Below are 14198 nucleotides of genomic sequence, written 5' to 3' on the forward strand. Positions count from 1 at the left end.
ACTGAGGGTGTCGTGATTCGCAGGGAGGCTTACCGATGGGACGCCGGAAGACATGCGTACCGCCGATGAATCGAATGGAGCTGATGTGGCGATGGAGCGATCGACGGTCAACCCGTGGACGTGGTCGGTGGAGTTGGGCTACAGCCAGGGCGAGGTCGTCTCAGGGCAGAGCCGGACCCTGTACTGCTCCGGGCAGACCGCGATGAGCGGCGACGGCAAGCCCCAGCACGCCGGTGACATGGCCGCGCAACTGGCGCTGACCATCGACAACCTGGAGGCCGTGCTGGGCGAGGCCGGCATGTCCCTCGCGAACCTCGTCCGGCTGAACGTCTACACCACCGACGTCGACCGGCTCTTCGAGCACTACGGCGTGCTGGCGTCCCGGTTGGGCGCCGCCGGGGTGGCACCGACCACCACCATGCTGGGGGTGGCACGGCTGGCGCTTCCCGACCTGATGGTCGAGATCGAGGGCACCGCGGTCGCATGAGGCGAACACGTCGGGACGCGGGTGGCATGCCGGCTGGGTGGGCTCGCCAAGCGTGCTGAACGGGCCGGCTCCGGATGCGGAGCCGGCCCGTTCCGTCACGGACTACCTGCCGGTCTGCCTCACATGTCCGGCGGGAACCACGCCTGGAGGTTCTCCGGGTTGATCGGTAGGGAGATGTGCTCGTGCGTGATCAGCCACCTGCCGTTCGACTGCCGCAAGCACACGCTCGAACGCACCCAGATCGCCATGTTCATCCCGTTCTTACGCGTTCCCGAGTCCAGGTGGAGCATGTGCGCGAAGGCGATGTCCGCGGCGCTGCTCGCGACGGTGAGCGAGTGCGTCTCCAGGCCGATCGGGCCGTCGTATTCGTCGAACCACCGCTGGAAGTTGTCGCGGACCTCTTTGTGCCCCGTGAACTGGAGCGGGGGAACGACGTCGTAGTAGACGATGTCGTCGGAGTAGAGGGACATGAGCCGGTCGATGTCCTTGCTCTGACTGGCGTCTGCGCGGCTTTCCAGAAGTGCCCTGATCTCGGACTCGTGCGAAGTCATCGCATCCTCCCTTTCGAAGCTGTCCTGGCCGGCGATCTCACCGGCTTCGACCGAACGGCCCGGCGAAGTGTGAGGTGCGCCGGAGACCTCACACTTCGTGGGGCCGTTCTGTCGTGACTGTCGACAGCCATCGCGAGACGAGAAAACGGGGGACACCGTGACCATCCAGCCCGGACCGGGAGACGACCTGCTCGAACCGAGCCTTGCCGCGCTCATCGGCGAACGGCGTCGGCTGATCAACCTCGCCTACCGGCTCCTCGGCTCCCTGTCGGAGGCCGAGGACGTCGTCCAGGAGACCTACGTCCGCTGGTACGCCATGTCCCGGGAGCGGCAGGAGGCTGTCGAGTCGGTCGGCGGCTGGCTGACGACGGTCGCCACCCGCATCTGCCTGAACCTGCTCGGCTCGGCACGGGCCCGGCGCGAGCAGTACGTCGGCCAGTGGATCCCCGAGCCGCTGCCGGAACCCACCGAGCGGCTTGACGGCGCGCTGGCCACCGCGGCCGTCGACCCGGCCGACCGTGTCACTCTGGACGAGTCGGTCAACATGGCCTTCCTGGTGCTGCTGGAATCCATGACACCGGCCGAGCGCGTCGCGTTCGTGCTGCACGACGTCTTCCGGTACTCCTTCACCGAAGTGGCGGAGATGGTCGGCCGCAGCCCGGCCGCCTGCCGGCAGCTGGCCTCCTCGGCCCGCCGCCGGCTCCGGGGCGCGCGGCCCCCCGCCCGCCCGGTGCCCGCCGACCAGGACGCCGGCGTCGTCAGGAACTTCAAACAGGCCTGGGAGGCCAAGGACATCGGCGCCCTCATCGCCATCCTCGACCCCGCCGCGACAGCGGTCGGTGACGGGGGCGGACGCGTCACCGCCTCGCGGCACCCGATCGAGGGCGGCGAGCGGGTGGCGCACTTCCTGGTCGCCATCGCCGACAAGGCGACCGACGTGGTGTTCGTCGAACGGACCGTCAACGGGCGCCCCGGTCTGGTGGCCGAGCACGGCGGCGCCACCGTGGCGGTGTACGCGTTCGACATCGTCGGCGGCCGCATCAAGCACATCTGGGGCGTGCTGAACCCGGAGAAGCTCCGGCCCTGGACCACCTGACGCGCCGGTGAGGTGCACCAGCGGTGCCGGTCAGCGGGCCGACTCCGCGGGAGAACCGGCCGGCACCCGCTCGGGCACCTGGAGGTGGTACACGTGGAAGGCCCGCCCGATCACCGGCTGGGCGACGTTGCGTACGCGTACGCCGCCGCTGGTCATGCCGTGTTCCGTGCCGGCGTGGGCGTGCCCGTGGACCGCGAGGTCGGCGCCGGCGGAGTCGATCGCCTCGGCCAGCAGGTAGCTGCCGAGGAACGGGTAGATCTCCAGCGGCTCGCCCGCCAGCGTGTCCGGCACGGGGGAGAAGTGGGTCAGCGCGATCCGCGCGTCGCAGTCCTGCTCGCCGAGCCGCTCCAGCGCCGTACGCAGTCCGTCGGCGCAGCGGCGCGTGTAGCGGACGAACTCCTTCATCAACGGCTCGCCGAACTCCCCGGCGTTGCGGCCCGCGAAGCCGCCGCCGAAGCCCTTGGTGCCGGCCACGCCGACGCGGCCTCGCGCGCAGTCCACCACCGTGCCCTGCCCTTCGAGCACGTGGGCGCCGCCGTCCCGGAGGATCGCCGTGACCTCCTCGGGCCGTTCGTCGTGGTGGTCGTGGTTGCCGAGGACCGCCACCACCGGCACGCCGAGGTCCTTGATCTCCCGCGCCACCACCCGGGCCTCCTCGGGCGTGCCGTGCCGGGTCAGGTCGCCTGCCAGGAGCAGCACGTCGGCGCAGTCGGGCAGGGTCTCGAACGCGGGCCGCAGCACCCCCTGGCTGTCGGGCCCCATGTGGATGTCTCCGACGGCTGCGATGCGGATCATGCCAGTTCCTCCGCCTGGTCGGGGGACGACGCTTCGGCGACCACGAGGTCGCAGCGCACAGTGAGCCCGGCCAGTGCCTCACGCACGTCCCGGGCGACCTCGTCCCGGCAGTGGGCCGACGGCACGGTGCCGGTCACCAGCACCGAGTCCCCGTGCACCGCGACCTGCACCCCAAGCTCGGCCAGCGGCCCGCCCGCGAGGCGTTCACGCAGGTGGGCGACGCGGTAGTCCAGATTGCTCATGACTGTTCCTCCCGCGGCTCGATCACGTTCAGCCGTTCGAGAAGGAAGAGGAACGCGGCGGGCATCGGCTCCGCGCCGCACTCGCGCCGTACGAACTCCCAGTCGACCTTCTCCCGCAGCGCCCGGGCGACGGGCAGGACCGCGCCGAAGTCGCAGTAGTGCTCGGAGAACGCGGAGACCAGGCTCGCCAGCAGGTCCGTGGCGGACAGCACCGGCATCAGCACCGACTCCACGGGCATCTCCTCCGCCCGCTCCAGCATCTCCGTGGTGACGGGCCGGTGCGCCAGCCGGAAGATGATGTCGACGGACTGCCCGAAGCACTCCGTCTTCAGCAGCCAGTCCTCCGGCGGCGTCCGCACCTCCAGACCGCCCTCGCGCAGCGTGGCCGCGACGGTGTCCGCGTCCTCGGCGCGCACGCAGAAGTCGGCGTCGTGCTGGAGGTTCGTGCCCGCACCGTGCGCGTACGCGGCGACGCTGCCGGCGAGCGCGAACCGGTGCTCGTTCCCCTTCAGCAGCGTCCCGACCTGCTTGGTCGCCTCCAGGATCGCCTGCGTCCGGTCCCGCGGCAGATCACCCTGCGTCCCGGGCGCCTCGGACGGCACGGGATTCCTCACCGCCGTGGCCAGCCGCAGATCGCCGGTCCCCGCTCGCCGGGCGGACGCCGGACCGTCACTGTGCTGCGTCATGACCGCTCCCTTCCAGATGCCGCGGACCAAGTACCCGGGAGATCCGCTCTGACGACACGCCTTCGACGACACCGTTCACGGGCGGGCCACCACCCGCAGTGTCCGCACGGACGGATCCGCCGCGTCCGGGATGAGCACTCCGTGCTCGACACCGCTGCGCAGGTAGTCCAGCGCCTCGGAGGTGATGACCTCGCCCGGCGCGATCACCGGCACCCCCGGCGGGTACGGGCTGATCATCTCCGCGCTGACACGTCCCGCGGCCCGCTCCGCGGGCACGTGCTCGACCGGTGCGAAGAACGCCGCACGCGGCAGCATCGCCTGCTCCAGTTCGAGCGCCGACGGCTCCGGAAGCCGCACCGGAGGCTGCCGCTCGATCGAGTCGGCCTTCTCCACCAGCGCCCGGAGCGCGTCCAGCAGTATCTGCTCGGTCGTGTCGTCGTCGGCGTAGGTGATAGAGGCGCTGATCCGGCAGCTGTCCGATCCGCCGAGGTCGACATGGCGGTGCGTCCGCAGCCACTCGGCCGCCTGCATCCCGCTGATGCCGAGCTCCCGCACATCGATCACGATCTTCAGCAGGTCGAGGTCGGCGGCGAGCCCCGCCTCCACCACCTCCGGCCCCATGACGCGCAGACCCGGCAGTTCGTCGGCCGCCGCCCGGATCCGCCGGGCCCGGGCGAGCGCGGCGTCCAGCAGTTCGTGCCCTTGCTCCACCATCTGGCGCCGCCAGCCGTCGAGGGTGGCGTACACCAGGGCGGAGGCGCTGGTGGTGCCGAGCAGGTCCTCGCGCTGCTTGAGCACTTCCGACGCCACCCGGTCGTACTGGAGGTGGAACACCGAGCTCTGCTCGATCGCGCCGCCCATCTTGTGCACGCTGGTCACCACCAGGTCGGCCTCGGCGTCCATTCCCCAGGACGGCAGGTCGGGGTGGAACGGCAGATGGGCGCCCCAGGCCTCGTCCACGATGAGCGGTACGTCGAAGTCGTGGCAGACCCGGGCCACTCCCCGCACGTCGGCACAGGTGCCCCAGTCGGTCGGGGTGATCAGCAGCATGCCCTTGGCGTCCGGATGCTCGCGCAGCCGGTCCCGTACGTCGCCGGGCTCCGGCGGGTGGGCCAGGTGCCGCTCGGCGTCGAACTCCGGGTGCACCCAGATCGGCTCCACGCCGTTGACGACGACCGCCGCCACCACGGACTTGTGCGCGTTGCGCGAGATCAGCATCTTCTCGCCCGGGCCGGCCACCGCGAGCATCGCGGTCTTGACCGACAGGGAGCTGCCGCACGTGGAGAAGAACGCCTCCGTGGCGCCGACCGCGTCGGCCATCAGCTCCTGCGCCTGACTGATCACTCCCTGGGACTGACGGCGGTCGTCGAGCCCGTTGAGGGTGAGCACGTCGGAGCGGAACACGTCCATCCCGACGATGTCCGCCACCCGGGGGTCCGCGCCCCGGCCCTGCTTGTGCCCCGGCGGACCGTACGCCACGTCCCCCCGGCGCCGGAACTCCTGAAGGGCCTCCAGTACGGGGGCCCGCGAGTGGTCCATCGTTCCTCCCGGATCGCGGAAAACACCGGTCACGGCCTCGCAAGGACGCCGGCCAGAGCCGGTCCGGCCGCGTCGTACGGCCGTACCGTCCGTGTTGCACCGTCACGCCGAGCGAAACTCCGCCGAACGTCGCTCTCCGTGCACGGCGGGCTCCGGCCCGGCACCTTCGTCCCTCCCGGTTCCGTGACCTCGCGGGTGTCGAGGCCGCGCCCGGTGGAACCCGGAGGGGGCCCGAACGACCGCCGCCGACGCCCCCGGGAGGCCTCGTGGCCCGCACGCTCGACGACGTGCACAACACCCTGCGCGCCGAGGTGGCCCGCCGGGCCGACGAACTGTGGGACGTGGCCCTGCGCCTGCACGCGGACCCCGAGCACGCCTTCGCCGAGCACCGGGCGGCAGCGCTGCTCACCGGCGCACTCGAACGCGACGGTTTCGCCGTCGAGCGCGGGGTGGCGGGCATGCCGACCGCGTTCACCGCGCGCTCGGGCCAGGGCCGTCCCACGGTGGCGCTGCTGCTGGAGTACGACGCCCTGTCCGGTCTCGGCCACGCCTGCGGCCACAACCTCATCGCCGCCGCCGGCCTGGGCGCGGCCCTCGCGGTGCGTACGGTCCTCGGCACGGCACCCGGCTCCGTCCTGGCGGTCGGCACCCCCGCGGAGGAGGGCGGCGGGGGGAAGGCCCTGGAGACGGAGGCCGGCGTGTTCGACGACGTGGACGCCGCGCTGATGTTCCACCCCGGCGTCCACGACTGGGCGCGGGCCCCGCTGACCGCCCAGGTGCAGTACCGGGTCGGCTTCCACGGGCGCGCCGCACACCCCACCGGCACTCCGACGGAGGGCGTCGACGCGCTCGCCGCGCTGATCGAGCTGTTCAACGTGCTGCACGCCGTCGGCCGTCGACTGCCGCAGGCGTCACACGTGCAGGGCATCGTCACGCACGGCGGCACGGCCACCAACATCGTCCCGGAGTACGCCGAGGGCCAGTTCGGCCTGCGCGCCGCCACCACGGGCGAACTGGAGGACCTGGTGGGGCAGTTGCGCACCTGCGCGGAGGGCGTCGCCCGTGCCACCGGAACCCGTGCCGAGACGGTGCAGGCCACCGTCCGCTACGAGCACTTCCGCGACAGCCGGCCCCTCTCCGAGCGGTACGCCGGGCACCTCGCCCACGCGGGCATCACCCTCACCCCGCCCGTCCCCGGCATCCACCTCGGCTCGTCGGACGTCGGCAACGTCAGCTCGCGGGTGCCCGCCATCCACCCCTTCGTCGCCATCATGGACGCCGACGGCTCGGACCACACCCCCGAGTTCGCCCGGGCGGCGGCCTCGGACCGGGCCCGCACGGTCCTGACAGCAGCGACGCAGGCCCTCGCGTGCACCGCGGCGGACGTTCTGCTCGACCCCGACCTGCGCACGACGGCCTGGGCACGGCACCGGGAACCGGCGACGGGCCGGTGAGGGGTCGTACGGGCCGCCGCCTGGCCGCGTAGGGTGGCGGATGACTGCGATACCAGGCGAGTTCGCACGCGGCACCATCGAGCGCGAGGAACAGGCCGGGGAGGCGGGCCGGCCGAGTTGCCGGGGATCGTGGACGGCTTGCTGGAGCGCCGGCGATGTGTGCCGGACGGCGAGGGCATGCACGGGGGAGTGGGCGTCATCGTCCCGGTGCGGCGGGACGGGGAACCCGCTGTGCTGAAGGTGTCGTTCCCCCACCCCGCAACGTCCACGAGCCCGACGCCTACGTGGCCTGGGGCGGGCGCGGCGCGGTCCCGCTGCACGAGCGCGATGACGAGCGGTTCGCCATGCTGCACGAGCGCGATGACGAGCGGTTCGCCATGCTGCCGGAGCGACGAGCAACGCCGCGGAGTGCGCGGGGACGGGCGGCGGTCCGCCCCCGCGCCCCGGTGGGTCAGCCCACCAGCACCTTGTCCCGCATGGCGGTCGCCGGTTGCGTGAGCGCGAGCCCGAAGTTGTCCTCCACCTCCGCTCGCTCGGCGGCGTCGGGGTACGGGTTCGTGCACGCCACTCCGGCGCTGGAACCCGACATCAGGCTGGTGCACGGGCCGGGCTTGCGGTCCGGCAGGCCGAGGATGTGACCGATCTCGTGAGCCGAGATCCGGATCGTGTTGTAGCCCTGGTCGACGGCCTGCCGTCCGATGTAGACGGTGCCGTTGCCGAGCGAGGTGGGCAGGGCCCTCGGCCAGCCGTTGTCGGCCAGTATGCGGATGTTGGCGCGTTGTCCGGCCGCGGCAGGGCGCAGCTCGACGCTGTCCACGCTCTCGTTCCAGATGGCCGCGCCTCGGTCGACGGCGGCCTTGAACTCCGCCGACGCACTCGCGTCGTACGTGACGACGCGGGCCGCCTGGGCCCGCGTATCGGCGGCCGCCGGCGCGGCATGGGCCTGGCCTGCGGTGGCCAGGCCCGCCGCGAGGGTGGCAGCGAGGATGGGGACGAACGTGCGTGCGTGCAAGGTCGGCCTCCTGTGGGGGAAGGTGGGCGTGCTCATGCCACGTTCTGCAGGGCTCCCTGCCCGTGCCCGGCGAACGTCAATCCCTCGATCGGCATCCCCACCCACGACGCTGTAGCCCTGCGGACACGTGCACGTGCCGGTACCCGCGGCGCGGGCCCGGCATGCCGAGGCGGCCGCCTCCCGATAGAATCTCAGAATTTGACAGGACATTTCATAGCAAGCTTCTTCGCTGGGAGAGGGCCGCTGACCTGGCCGGAGTGATCGATGTCCCGCAGACACCCGACCGACGACGCTGACGAGCTGCTCGCCAGGCTCGGAGCGCTGACCGCACAGGCCCGTGAGCGCGCGGAGCTCCAGCGGTCGCGGCTGGAGCTGGCCGTCGCCCTCCAGCAGGGCATGCTCCCCGCCACCCTGCCGGTGGTCCGCCGCTTCCACCTGGCCGTCGAGTACCAGCCAGCCCACCACGGTCTGAGCGTGGGGGGAGACTGGTACGACGCGTTCCGGATGCCCGACGGCTGCGTCGGGCTGTCCATCGGCGACGTACAGGGTCACAACATCGAGGCAGCCGCCTTCATGGGGCAGGTCCGGGTCGGACTGCGCGCCCTCGCCTCCGTCACCAGCGAGCCGGGCGAACTCCTCGCCCGCACCAACAACCTGCTGCACGCCCTCGGCACCGACCTCTTCGCCACCTGCACGTTCATCCGCCTCGACCCGGCGACCGGAGTGCTGGAGAGCGCGCGGGCCGGGCACATACCGTCCGTCTGGGCCAGGGCGGACGGCCGGTCCGGCCTCGCCGACGACGCGGGCGGACCGCCCCTCGGGGTGCTCCCGGAGATCGAGTACCCGGTGACCGTGCACCGCCTCTCCGCGGGCGACGTCCTCGTCCTGGTCACCGACGGGGTGGTGGAGGGACCGGCGCTGAGCCTGGACGAGGGCCTCGACCAGGTGGTGCGGCTCGCGGGCGTCGCCGCCGTCGCCGGCACGCAGGCGACCTCGCTGGCCACCGCGGTGATCAAGGGCGCCGAGCGGGTGGGGCACGCGGACGACGCCGCCGTCCTCGTCGTCGCCCGCGACAAGCCCGCCCCTCACCCCTAGGGGGTGTCCGGCGATCGTGCCGGGCTCGCGGCGTCTGGCACCGCGCCTCGCCGCGTTGTCGTCGGTCCCCGATTCCCCCAAGCTCTCGGCTCCGCTCGAGCAGGGGGGACCCCCATCGCATCGGCTCCCTCCTCCGCCTTGCGATGCACGGCACCAGGCGCCGCTCCCTGATCCGGCCTGATCGACGAGACACCCCCTAGAGAGGTCCAACGGACGCCGCCGCCTCGCCGAACGGCCGGTCCCGGTGTGTGATGACAACTGTGGTGCGTACCCCGGATCGGCGCCGAGCGGTCGTCTACGGCTTCCAGATGCTGGCCGTCGCCGCCTGCTACTACGCGGCGGGACGGCTCGGACTGCTTCGCCAGCTCGCGGTCGGAGACGCGGTGTTCACCCCCATCTGGCCGCCCACCGGCGTCGCGGTGGCCTCCCTGTTCATCTTCGGCCTGCGCTGCTGGCCGGGCATCGCGCTCGGAGCTCTGCTCGTCGTCCTGTCGCTCACGTCGCCCGGGCCCTCCGTGCTCGGCACCGTCGCCGGGAACACCCTCGCCCCCGTCTGCGCCTACCTCATGCTGCGCAGGGTCGGGTTCCGGACCGGTCTGAGCCGGTTACGGGACGGCGTCGCCCTGGTCTTCCTGGGGGCGCTCGCCGCGATGCTGATCAGTTCCACGGTGGGCGTCACCCTGCTGGTCGTCACGGGCAAACTCGGCCTGGACGGCTTCTGGCCGGTCTGGCTGGCCTGGTGGGTGGGTGATGCGATGGGGGTGCTGCTCGTCACCCCGGCCCTGCTCCTGCTGAGCGAGGCACGCGAGCCGCCCGACCTGGCGCGTTGGAAGGAGGCCCTGGCCCTGGCCGCCGTGGCCTGCGCCGTCATCCCGGTGGCCACGACCAGCAGGCTGAGCCTGCTCTACCTGATCTACCCCTTGCTGATCTGGGCGGCCCTGCGCTTCCAGCTGGTGGGCAGTGTGCTGTGCGCCCTGGCCGCCTCCGTCCTGGCCACCCTCGCGGCCACAGATGGCAGCGGCCCCTTCGCGGAGCTGACCCGTATCGAGGTGATGATCAAACTCCAGGTCTTCAACGGATCCATGGCCCTGACCGCCCTGTTGCTGTCGGCCGTGATCACCGAGCAGCACAACACCCGGCGCTCGGTGGAGCTGGCCTGCCAGGAACTGGTCGAGGTCCTCGAACACCTCACCGCGGGGGAGGCCCCGCCCAGCCGCTCACCGACGGACCGCGACGGCCTGCCGCGGGACCGCGACGGCCCACCGGGCAACGGAGCGAGCCCTCAGGCCTCGCCCGAGGGCCCCTGAGGGTCACGAGTGCGTTCGTCCCGATGGCCGAGTGGGTGACGGGGAGGTGGTCCGTCGCCCGGACGGCGTAGACGCCCGGACGGTGTAGAAGCCGGCGATCAAGGCGCGCAGCCGCGGGCTGCCCAGGTTCGGCCGTAAGCGGCCCATGCGACGGATCAGCCTTGTTGCCGTCGGGCTCGTCGCACCTCCTGGTCGATGGCCCAGGCGTCGGCGACCGGGCCGAGGTGGCTCAGCTTGTCGGGGTTGATGACCGAGCGGATGGACTGGATCCGCCCGTCGAGCATGTCGAGGACCATGGTGTGGAGGACCCTGCCGTCCCGGTCCCGGAAGACCGCGCCCGGCTGACCGTTCACCTTCCGCGGCTCGAACGTCACGTCGATCCGAGCCATCAGCGGATACACGGAGGCGAGCAGCCGCGCCACGTTCTCGGCGCCGACGACGGCCCTGGAAAGCTGCGGGGCCTTGCCGCCGCCATCCCCGACCAGCTGCACGTCGGCGGACAGCAGCTCCCGCAGCCCGTCCACATCGCCGCTCCTCAGCGCGTCGAAGAACCGCGTCGCGAGTTCCTGCCGCTCCTGACGGTCCGCCTCGAACCGCGGCCGCCCGGCCCGCATGTGCCGGCGCGCCCGCACCAGCAGTTGCCGGCACGCCGCCTCCGAACGTCCCACGGCCGCGGCGATCTCGTCGAAGCCGAAGGCGAACACCTCCCGCAGCACGAACACCGACCGTTCCAGCGGGCTGAGCCGCTCCAGGAGCAACAGCGCCGCCATCGATACCGAGTCGGCCAGCTCCGCCGAGCGCTCGGGGTCCTCGTACGGATCGCTGAGCAGCGGCTCGGGCAGCCAGGGTCCGACGTACTCCTCCCGCCGCACCCGAGCCGAGCGCAGCACGTCGATCGCGATCCGGGTCACGGTCGCCGACAGAAACGCCTTGGTCGACCTGGGCCGTGTGGGGGAGTTGTCGAAGCGCAGCCATGTCTCCTGGACCGCGTCCTCGGCCTCGCCCACGCTGCCCAGAATCCGGTAGGCGATCGAGAACAGCAGCGGCCGCAGCTCCTCGAACTCATCGACCCTCCCGGCCTGCCCGGCCTGCTCGACCTTGCTCATGCGACTCCCTCCAGAGGCCTTGCGGGGCGGAGCCCCGTCGGGGCCGGGGACCACCCCCGGCCCCGGACGTGCCCGCCGCTCAGTGGAACTGCCCGGCCACGTAGTCGCCGGCCGGCTGCTGGGTGATGACGTTCAACCGGTTCACCGCGTTCATGAAGGACACCAGCATCACCAGAGCGGTGAGCTGCTCCTCGTCATAGTGCTCGGCAGCCCGCGCCCACACCTCGTCGCCGACCCCGCCGGCCGCGTCCGCGACCCGGGTCCCCTGCTCCGCCAGCTCCAGCGCGGCACGCTCGGCCTCGGTGAAGACCGAGGCCTCCCGCCACGCCGCCACCAGGTGCAGCCGTACCGGCGTCTCGCCGGCGGCGGCGGCCTCCTTGCTGTGCATGTCGATGCAGACGGCGCAGCCGTTGATCTGGCTCACGCGAAGCGCCACCAGTTCCTGCGTCGACGCCGGCAGCGGCGACTCCTTGAGCTCCCTGCCCGTGGACATGAAGTACTTGAGGGCCTTGCCCGCGGTCGGGCTGGTGAAGTAGTTCAGTCGAGCGTCCATGAGGTGCCCCTCCGTGTCGTGCGCGGTCGTCAGTGCCTGCACACCCGAGACGAGACAGCCCGGCGCCCTGTGACATGGCCGCGTATCGTCGATCTTCCCTGCGGTCCGCCGCGCGCTCAACGCCGTCGGACCCCAGGTCCGGGGTGGGGGCAGCCCCCGGCTCTGGGGTCGGACAGCCCGTGGCTCGCAGAGTAACTGCTGCAGTGCGCGGGACAGTTGACAGCAGACGACGGCCGCCTCGTCAGCTCTGGGTGCGTCCCTGCTTGCCGACCTCATCGGTCATGTCCGTCACCTGCCGCCCGGGAGGGGCGTCCGCGTTCACGTCGGTGCCGAAGTCGGAGAACTCCAGGACCGTCCGTACCGTCGCCTTGGTGGCGGCCTTCACGGTCATGTCGACCTGCTGGCGACGGATACGCCCGTCGTCGTCGAGCCAGAGGTCCATCGGCAGACTGGGGCCGACCTGCTTGCTCAGCTCGCGGCCATTGGGCAGCTTGGCGACGTCGACCGTCACGCGGTACCGCGTGGTGTGCACGCCGTCGATGACGGAAGTGCCCTTCTCCGTCACGTCCTTGTCGTCGATCGCCTTGGCGAACGCCGCCGACTGGGCGGGATCGTTCACGGACTGACCGCCGGCTCCCTGCCGGGCGGCGACCTTCTCCAGGTCGATCTTGATCCACGGTTTGCCGCCGGGCGCCTGCCCCTCGGGAGGCTTCTGATACAGCACCCCGTCCACCACCCGCTGCTCGATCCGCTGACCTTCCGCGGTCACCGTCATGACGCTGTCGCCGTCATCGAGGTCGACGGTGCCCTCGCCGTTCGCGGTCGCCGAGGAGCCCTCGGCGGAGGTCCGCACCTTCAACGTCACCCGTGCGGTGTCCTCTTCGGCTGTCTTGTCGTAGGCGGAGCGTACGGCCTGCGTGCCCTGTTCCCGCGCACCGGCGCTCCCCGTGGAGGAGACGCCGTCCGAGGGTCCTGCCGCGTCGCTGTCGTTCCCGCAGCCCGTCACCAGCACCGTGCCGGCGAGAACGCCGGCGACGGATAACGTGCCGATCCTGCTGCCGTTGCCTGACCTGGCCACCAACACGATCCTCCTGTCTGGCTGTCCGACTACTGTCCGACTCTCCGGTCACCGACCGGCTCAATGCGACACCGGCCGTCACGTGTACGGTCCCAAGTGCCCGGATACAGCACGAACGCACTACCTCCGTAACCCGTTCTGACCGTGACGCACGCGGACCCTGATCCCAAACGAGACGGCCGTCGGTGACATGCGGGGCCGCGCCGTTGTCAAGACCTCGCTCTGCCCAGAGCGCGTCGGCGACTTGAGTCAGGTAGGCGGCGAAGGTTTCTTCTCCGGGGTCCGGGTCGCTGGCGGTGACAAGCAGGTGGCGCTGGTGGGGCTGATCGCCGAGGCCCTCGGCTCCCGCCGGGCCGTTGAACCACACGCCCAGCCTGTCGAGGGGCCCGATACCCTCGCCGCCGGGCACGAAGTAGCCGGTCGGTTCAGGATCGTCCCCGGATACGGGCCAGTCGAAATCGGACGCCGGGCCGGTGCCGTTGCGCACCAGGTAGAAGGCGCGTGCATCGGCGGGAACCGTCAGGCCGAGTGCCTGCTCGAGAGCGCGGATGTCGTCCTGTGTCGCGGGCGCGGGCAGCCGTTCGAAGGTGCGGGGCGCATGCTGTCGGAGCCATGTCTCGATGCGCGTCCAGGCGGCAGGGCGAATTCGCCCTGTATCTGATCACCATTCATGAGCGGGACCCCAGCCGCTGGGTGCCGACGTGATCGCCGCCGTGCGGTCGCTGCGGTTGCCGCTCCCGCCATCGTGGTCATGCTGGAAATGACGGGACACCCTTCGATGCCGCGGAGGGTACAGCGCCCTCTTCTCGCAACCCAGGAGGCTGTCATGGGACAGCACGGCGGAACTGTGACGGTCTTTCCCAGCTGGATTCCCCAGGAGACCATGTTCGACATCGTGTGGGAGGACGAAAGGCTGTCGGATCCCCGGCCGAACGGCAGATGGGACGGACAGCTCGCCTTGTTCGGGGGAACCGGTAGCACCCAGGGGGAGTGGGACTGGGAGGCAGCCGCGCAGAAGCTGGGTTTGTGGGTGCCCGTGCCGAACGGCGCAGGCCACAGGCGTTTGATCGCAACGCTCAACCAGTTCGTGTTTCCGCTGGTAGCAGGAATGTCGGGCACTGGCCATCTGGTGCCTGGTCTCGCACCGGTCAGCGGAGAGCTGACTCTGACTTGGCGGGGACGCCCATCCGGATGATC

15 protein-coding genes and 2 pseudogenes are annotated in these 14198 nt (G+C 71.3%); 7 read left to right on the forward strand and 10 right to left on the reverse strand.

Going from position 1 to position 14198, the window contains the following annotated elements; genetic code table 11:
* Positions 1–91: 91 nt before the first annotated feature.
* Entirely contained in the window at positions 92–487 is a 396-nt protein-coding gene (locus ACSU6L_RS37090) for a RidA family protein (protein WP_437064076.1), read from the forward strand.
* 119 nt (positions 488–606) lie between these two features.
* Here ACSU6L_RS37090 and ACSU6L_RS37095 read toward each other — a convergent pair whose 3' ends face one another.
* Positions 607–1038 (reverse strand): YybH family protein, encoded by a 432-nt coding sequence (locus ACSU6L_RS37095; protein ID WP_437064077.1) that lies wholly within the window; start codon positions 1036–1038, stop codon positions 607–609.
* Between the two features lie 157 nt (positions 1039–1195).
* Here ACSU6L_RS37095 and sigJ point away from each other — a divergent pair, with 157 nt between their 5' ends.
* Positions 1196–2134, forward strand: a complete 939-nt coding sequence (sigJ, locus tag ACSU6L_RS37100) for an RNA polymerase sigma factor SigJ (RefSeq protein ID WP_437064078.1) — start codon at positions 1196–1198, stop codon at positions 2132–2134.
* Positions 2135–2164: 30 nt separating this feature from the next.
* Here sigJ and ACSU6L_RS37105 read toward each other — a convergent pair whose 3' ends face one another.
* The 4 genes from ACSU6L_RS37105 to ACSU6L_RS37120 form a co-directional block, all read right to left on the reverse strand.
* Entirely contained in the window at positions 2165–2929 is a 765-nt protein-coding gene (locus ACSU6L_RS37105; protein ID WP_437064079.1) for a metallophosphoesterase family protein, read from the reverse strand.
* The gene (locus ACSU6L_RS37110) at positions 2926–3171 is read right to left on the reverse strand and encodes a hypothetical protein (RefSeq protein WP_073944014.1); all 246 of its coding nucleotides are present in this window, start codon (positions 3169–3171) and stop codon (positions 2926–2928) included. The genes ACSU6L_RS37105 and ACSU6L_RS37110 overlap by 4 nt, the downstream gene beginning before the upstream one ends.
* The gene (locus tag ACSU6L_RS37115) at positions 3168–3857 is read right to left on the reverse strand and encodes a hypothetical protein (RefSeq protein WP_437064080.1); all 690 of its coding nucleotides are present in this window, start codon (positions 3855–3857) and stop codon (positions 3168–3170) included. Before ACSU6L_RS37115 ends, ACSU6L_RS37110 begins: the two co-directional genes overlap by 4 nt.
* 75 nt (positions 3858–3932) lie before the next feature.
* The gene (locus ACSU6L_RS37120) at positions 3933–5396 is read right to left on the reverse strand and encodes an aminotransferase class I/II-fold pyridoxal phosphate-dependent enzyme (protein WP_437064081.1); all 1464 of its coding nucleotides are present in this window, start codon (positions 5394–5396) and stop codon (positions 3933–3935) included.
* Between the two features lie 266 nt (positions 5397–5662).
* Between ACSU6L_RS37120 and ACSU6L_RS37125 the strand changes: the two genes are divergently transcribed.
* A complete protein-coding gene (locus tag ACSU6L_RS37125) occupies positions 5663–6850 on the forward strand; it encodes an amidohydrolase (RefSeq protein ID WP_437064082.1) in 1188 nt (395 codons plus the stop codon).
* Positions 6851–6890: 40 nt separating this feature from the next.
* A pseudogene (locus ACSU6L_RS37130) lies at positions 6891–7209 on the forward strand (aminoglycoside phosphotransferase family protein); the annotation flags it as partial.
* A 92-nt stretch (positions 7210–7301) separates the two neighbouring features.
* Here the strand turns inward: ACSU6L_RS37130 and ACSU6L_RS37135 are convergent.
* Positions 7302–7862, reverse strand: a complete 561-nt coding sequence (locus ACSU6L_RS37135) for a snapalysin family zinc-dependent metalloprotease (RefSeq protein WP_437064083.1) — start codon at positions 7860–7862, stop codon at positions 7302–7304.
* Positions 7863–8126: 264 nt separating this feature from the next.
* On the opposite strand from ACSU6L_RS37135, the gene ACSU6L_RS37140 reads away from it, so the two are divergent.
* The gene (locus ACSU6L_RS37140; protein ID WP_437064084.1) at positions 8127–8957 is read left to right on the forward strand and encodes a PP2C family protein-serine/threonine phosphatase; all 831 of its coding nucleotides are present in this window, start codon (positions 8127–8129) and stop codon (positions 8955–8957) included.
* A 251-nt stretch (positions 8958–9208) separates the two neighbouring features.
* Complete coding sequence (locus ACSU6L_RS37145) at positions 9209–10264, forward strand: MASE1 domain-containing protein (protein WP_437064085.1); 1056 nt, start codon at positions 9209–9211, stop codon at positions 10262–10264.
* A gap of 155 nt (positions 10265–10419) precedes the next feature.
* Here ACSU6L_RS37145 and ACSU6L_RS37150 read toward each other — a convergent pair whose 3' ends face one another.
* From ACSU6L_RS37150 to ACSU6L_RS37165, 4 genes and pseudogenes are all read right to left on the reverse strand, one after another.
* The gene (locus ACSU6L_RS37150) at positions 10420–11370 is read right to left on the reverse strand and encodes an RNA polymerase sigma-70 factor (protein WP_437064086.1); all 951 of its coding nucleotides are present in this window, start codon (positions 11368–11370) and stop codon (positions 10420–10422) included.
* 79 nt (positions 11371–11449) lie between these two features.
* Complete coding sequence (locus ACSU6L_RS37155) at positions 11450–11923, reverse strand: carboxymuconolactone decarboxylase family protein (RefSeq protein ID WP_437064087.1); 474 nt, start codon at positions 11921–11923, stop codon at positions 11450–11452.
* A gap of 241 nt (positions 11924–12164) precedes the next feature.
* Entirely contained in the window at positions 12165–13001 is an 837-nt protein-coding gene (locus tag ACSU6L_RS37160) for a hypothetical protein (protein WP_437064088.1), read from the reverse strand.
* Positions 13002–13446: 445 nt separating this feature from the next.
* Positions 13447–13647 (reverse strand): annotated as a pseudogene (locus tag ACSU6L_RS37165) (SMI1/KNR4 family protein); the annotation flags it as partial.
* 180 nt (positions 13648–13827) lie between these two features.
* Here ACSU6L_RS37165 and ACSU6L_RS37170 point away from each other — a divergent pair.
* On the forward strand, positions 13828–14196 hold the full coding sequence (locus ACSU6L_RS37170; RefSeq protein WP_437064089.1) for a hypothetical protein: 369 nt from the start codon (positions 13828–13830) through the stop codon (positions 14194–14196).
* Positions 14197–14198 lie beyond the last annotated feature (2 nt).

The organism is Streptomyces sp. enrichment culture (genome assembly GCF_964272855.1).
GTDB lineage: Bacteria > Actinomycetota > Actinomycetes > Streptomycetales > Streptomycetaceae > Streptomyces.

Excerpts from the sequence above, each read along its gene's own strand:
- ACSU6L_RS37090 (WP_437064076.1), top strand. The coding sequence starts at position 92 with ATGGAGCGATCGACGGTCAACCCGTGGACGTGGTCGGTGGAGTTGGGC.
- ACSU6L_RS37095 (WP_437064077.1), bottom strand. The coding sequence starts at position 1,038 with ATGACTTCGCACGAGTCCGAGATCAGGGCACTTCTGGAAAGCCGCGCA.
- ACSU6L_RS37105 (WP_437064079.1), bottom strand. The coding sequence starts at position 2,929 with ATGATCCGCATCGCAGCCGTCGGAGACATCCACATGGGGCCCGACAGC.
- ACSU6L_RS37110 (WP_073944014.1), bottom strand. The coding sequence starts at position 3,171 with ATGAGCAATCTGGACTACCGCGTCGCCCACCTGCGTGAACGCCTCGCG.
- ACSU6L_RS37115 (WP_437064080.1), bottom strand. The coding sequence starts at position 3,857 with ATGACGCAGCACAGTGACGGTCCGGCGTCCGCCCGGCGAGCGGGGACC.
- ACSU6L_RS37120 (WP_437064081.1), bottom strand. The coding sequence starts at position 5,396 with ATGGACCACTCGCGGGCCCCCGTACTGGAGGCCCTTCAGGAGTTCCGG.
- ACSU6L_RS37140 (WP_437064084.1), top strand. The coding sequence starts at position 8,127 with ATGTCCCGCAGACACCCGACCGACGACGCTGACGAGCTGCTCGCCAGG.
- ACSU6L_RS37145 (WP_437064085.1), top strand. The coding sequence starts at position 9,209 with ATGACAACTGTGGTGCGTACCCCGGATCGGCGCCGAGCGGTCGTCTAC.
- ACSU6L_RS37150 (WP_437064086.1), bottom strand. The coding sequence starts at position 11,370 with ATGAGCAAGGTCGAGCAGGCCGGGCAGGCCGGGAGGGTCGATGAGTTC.
- ACSU6L_RS37155 (WP_437064087.1), bottom strand. The coding sequence starts at position 11,923 with ATGGACGCTCGACTGAACTACTTCACCAGCCCGACCGCGGGCAAGGCC.
- ACSU6L_RS37170 (WP_437064089.1), top strand. The coding sequence starts at position 13,828 with ATGGGACAGCACGGCGGAACTGTGACGGTCTTTCCCAGCTGGATTCCC.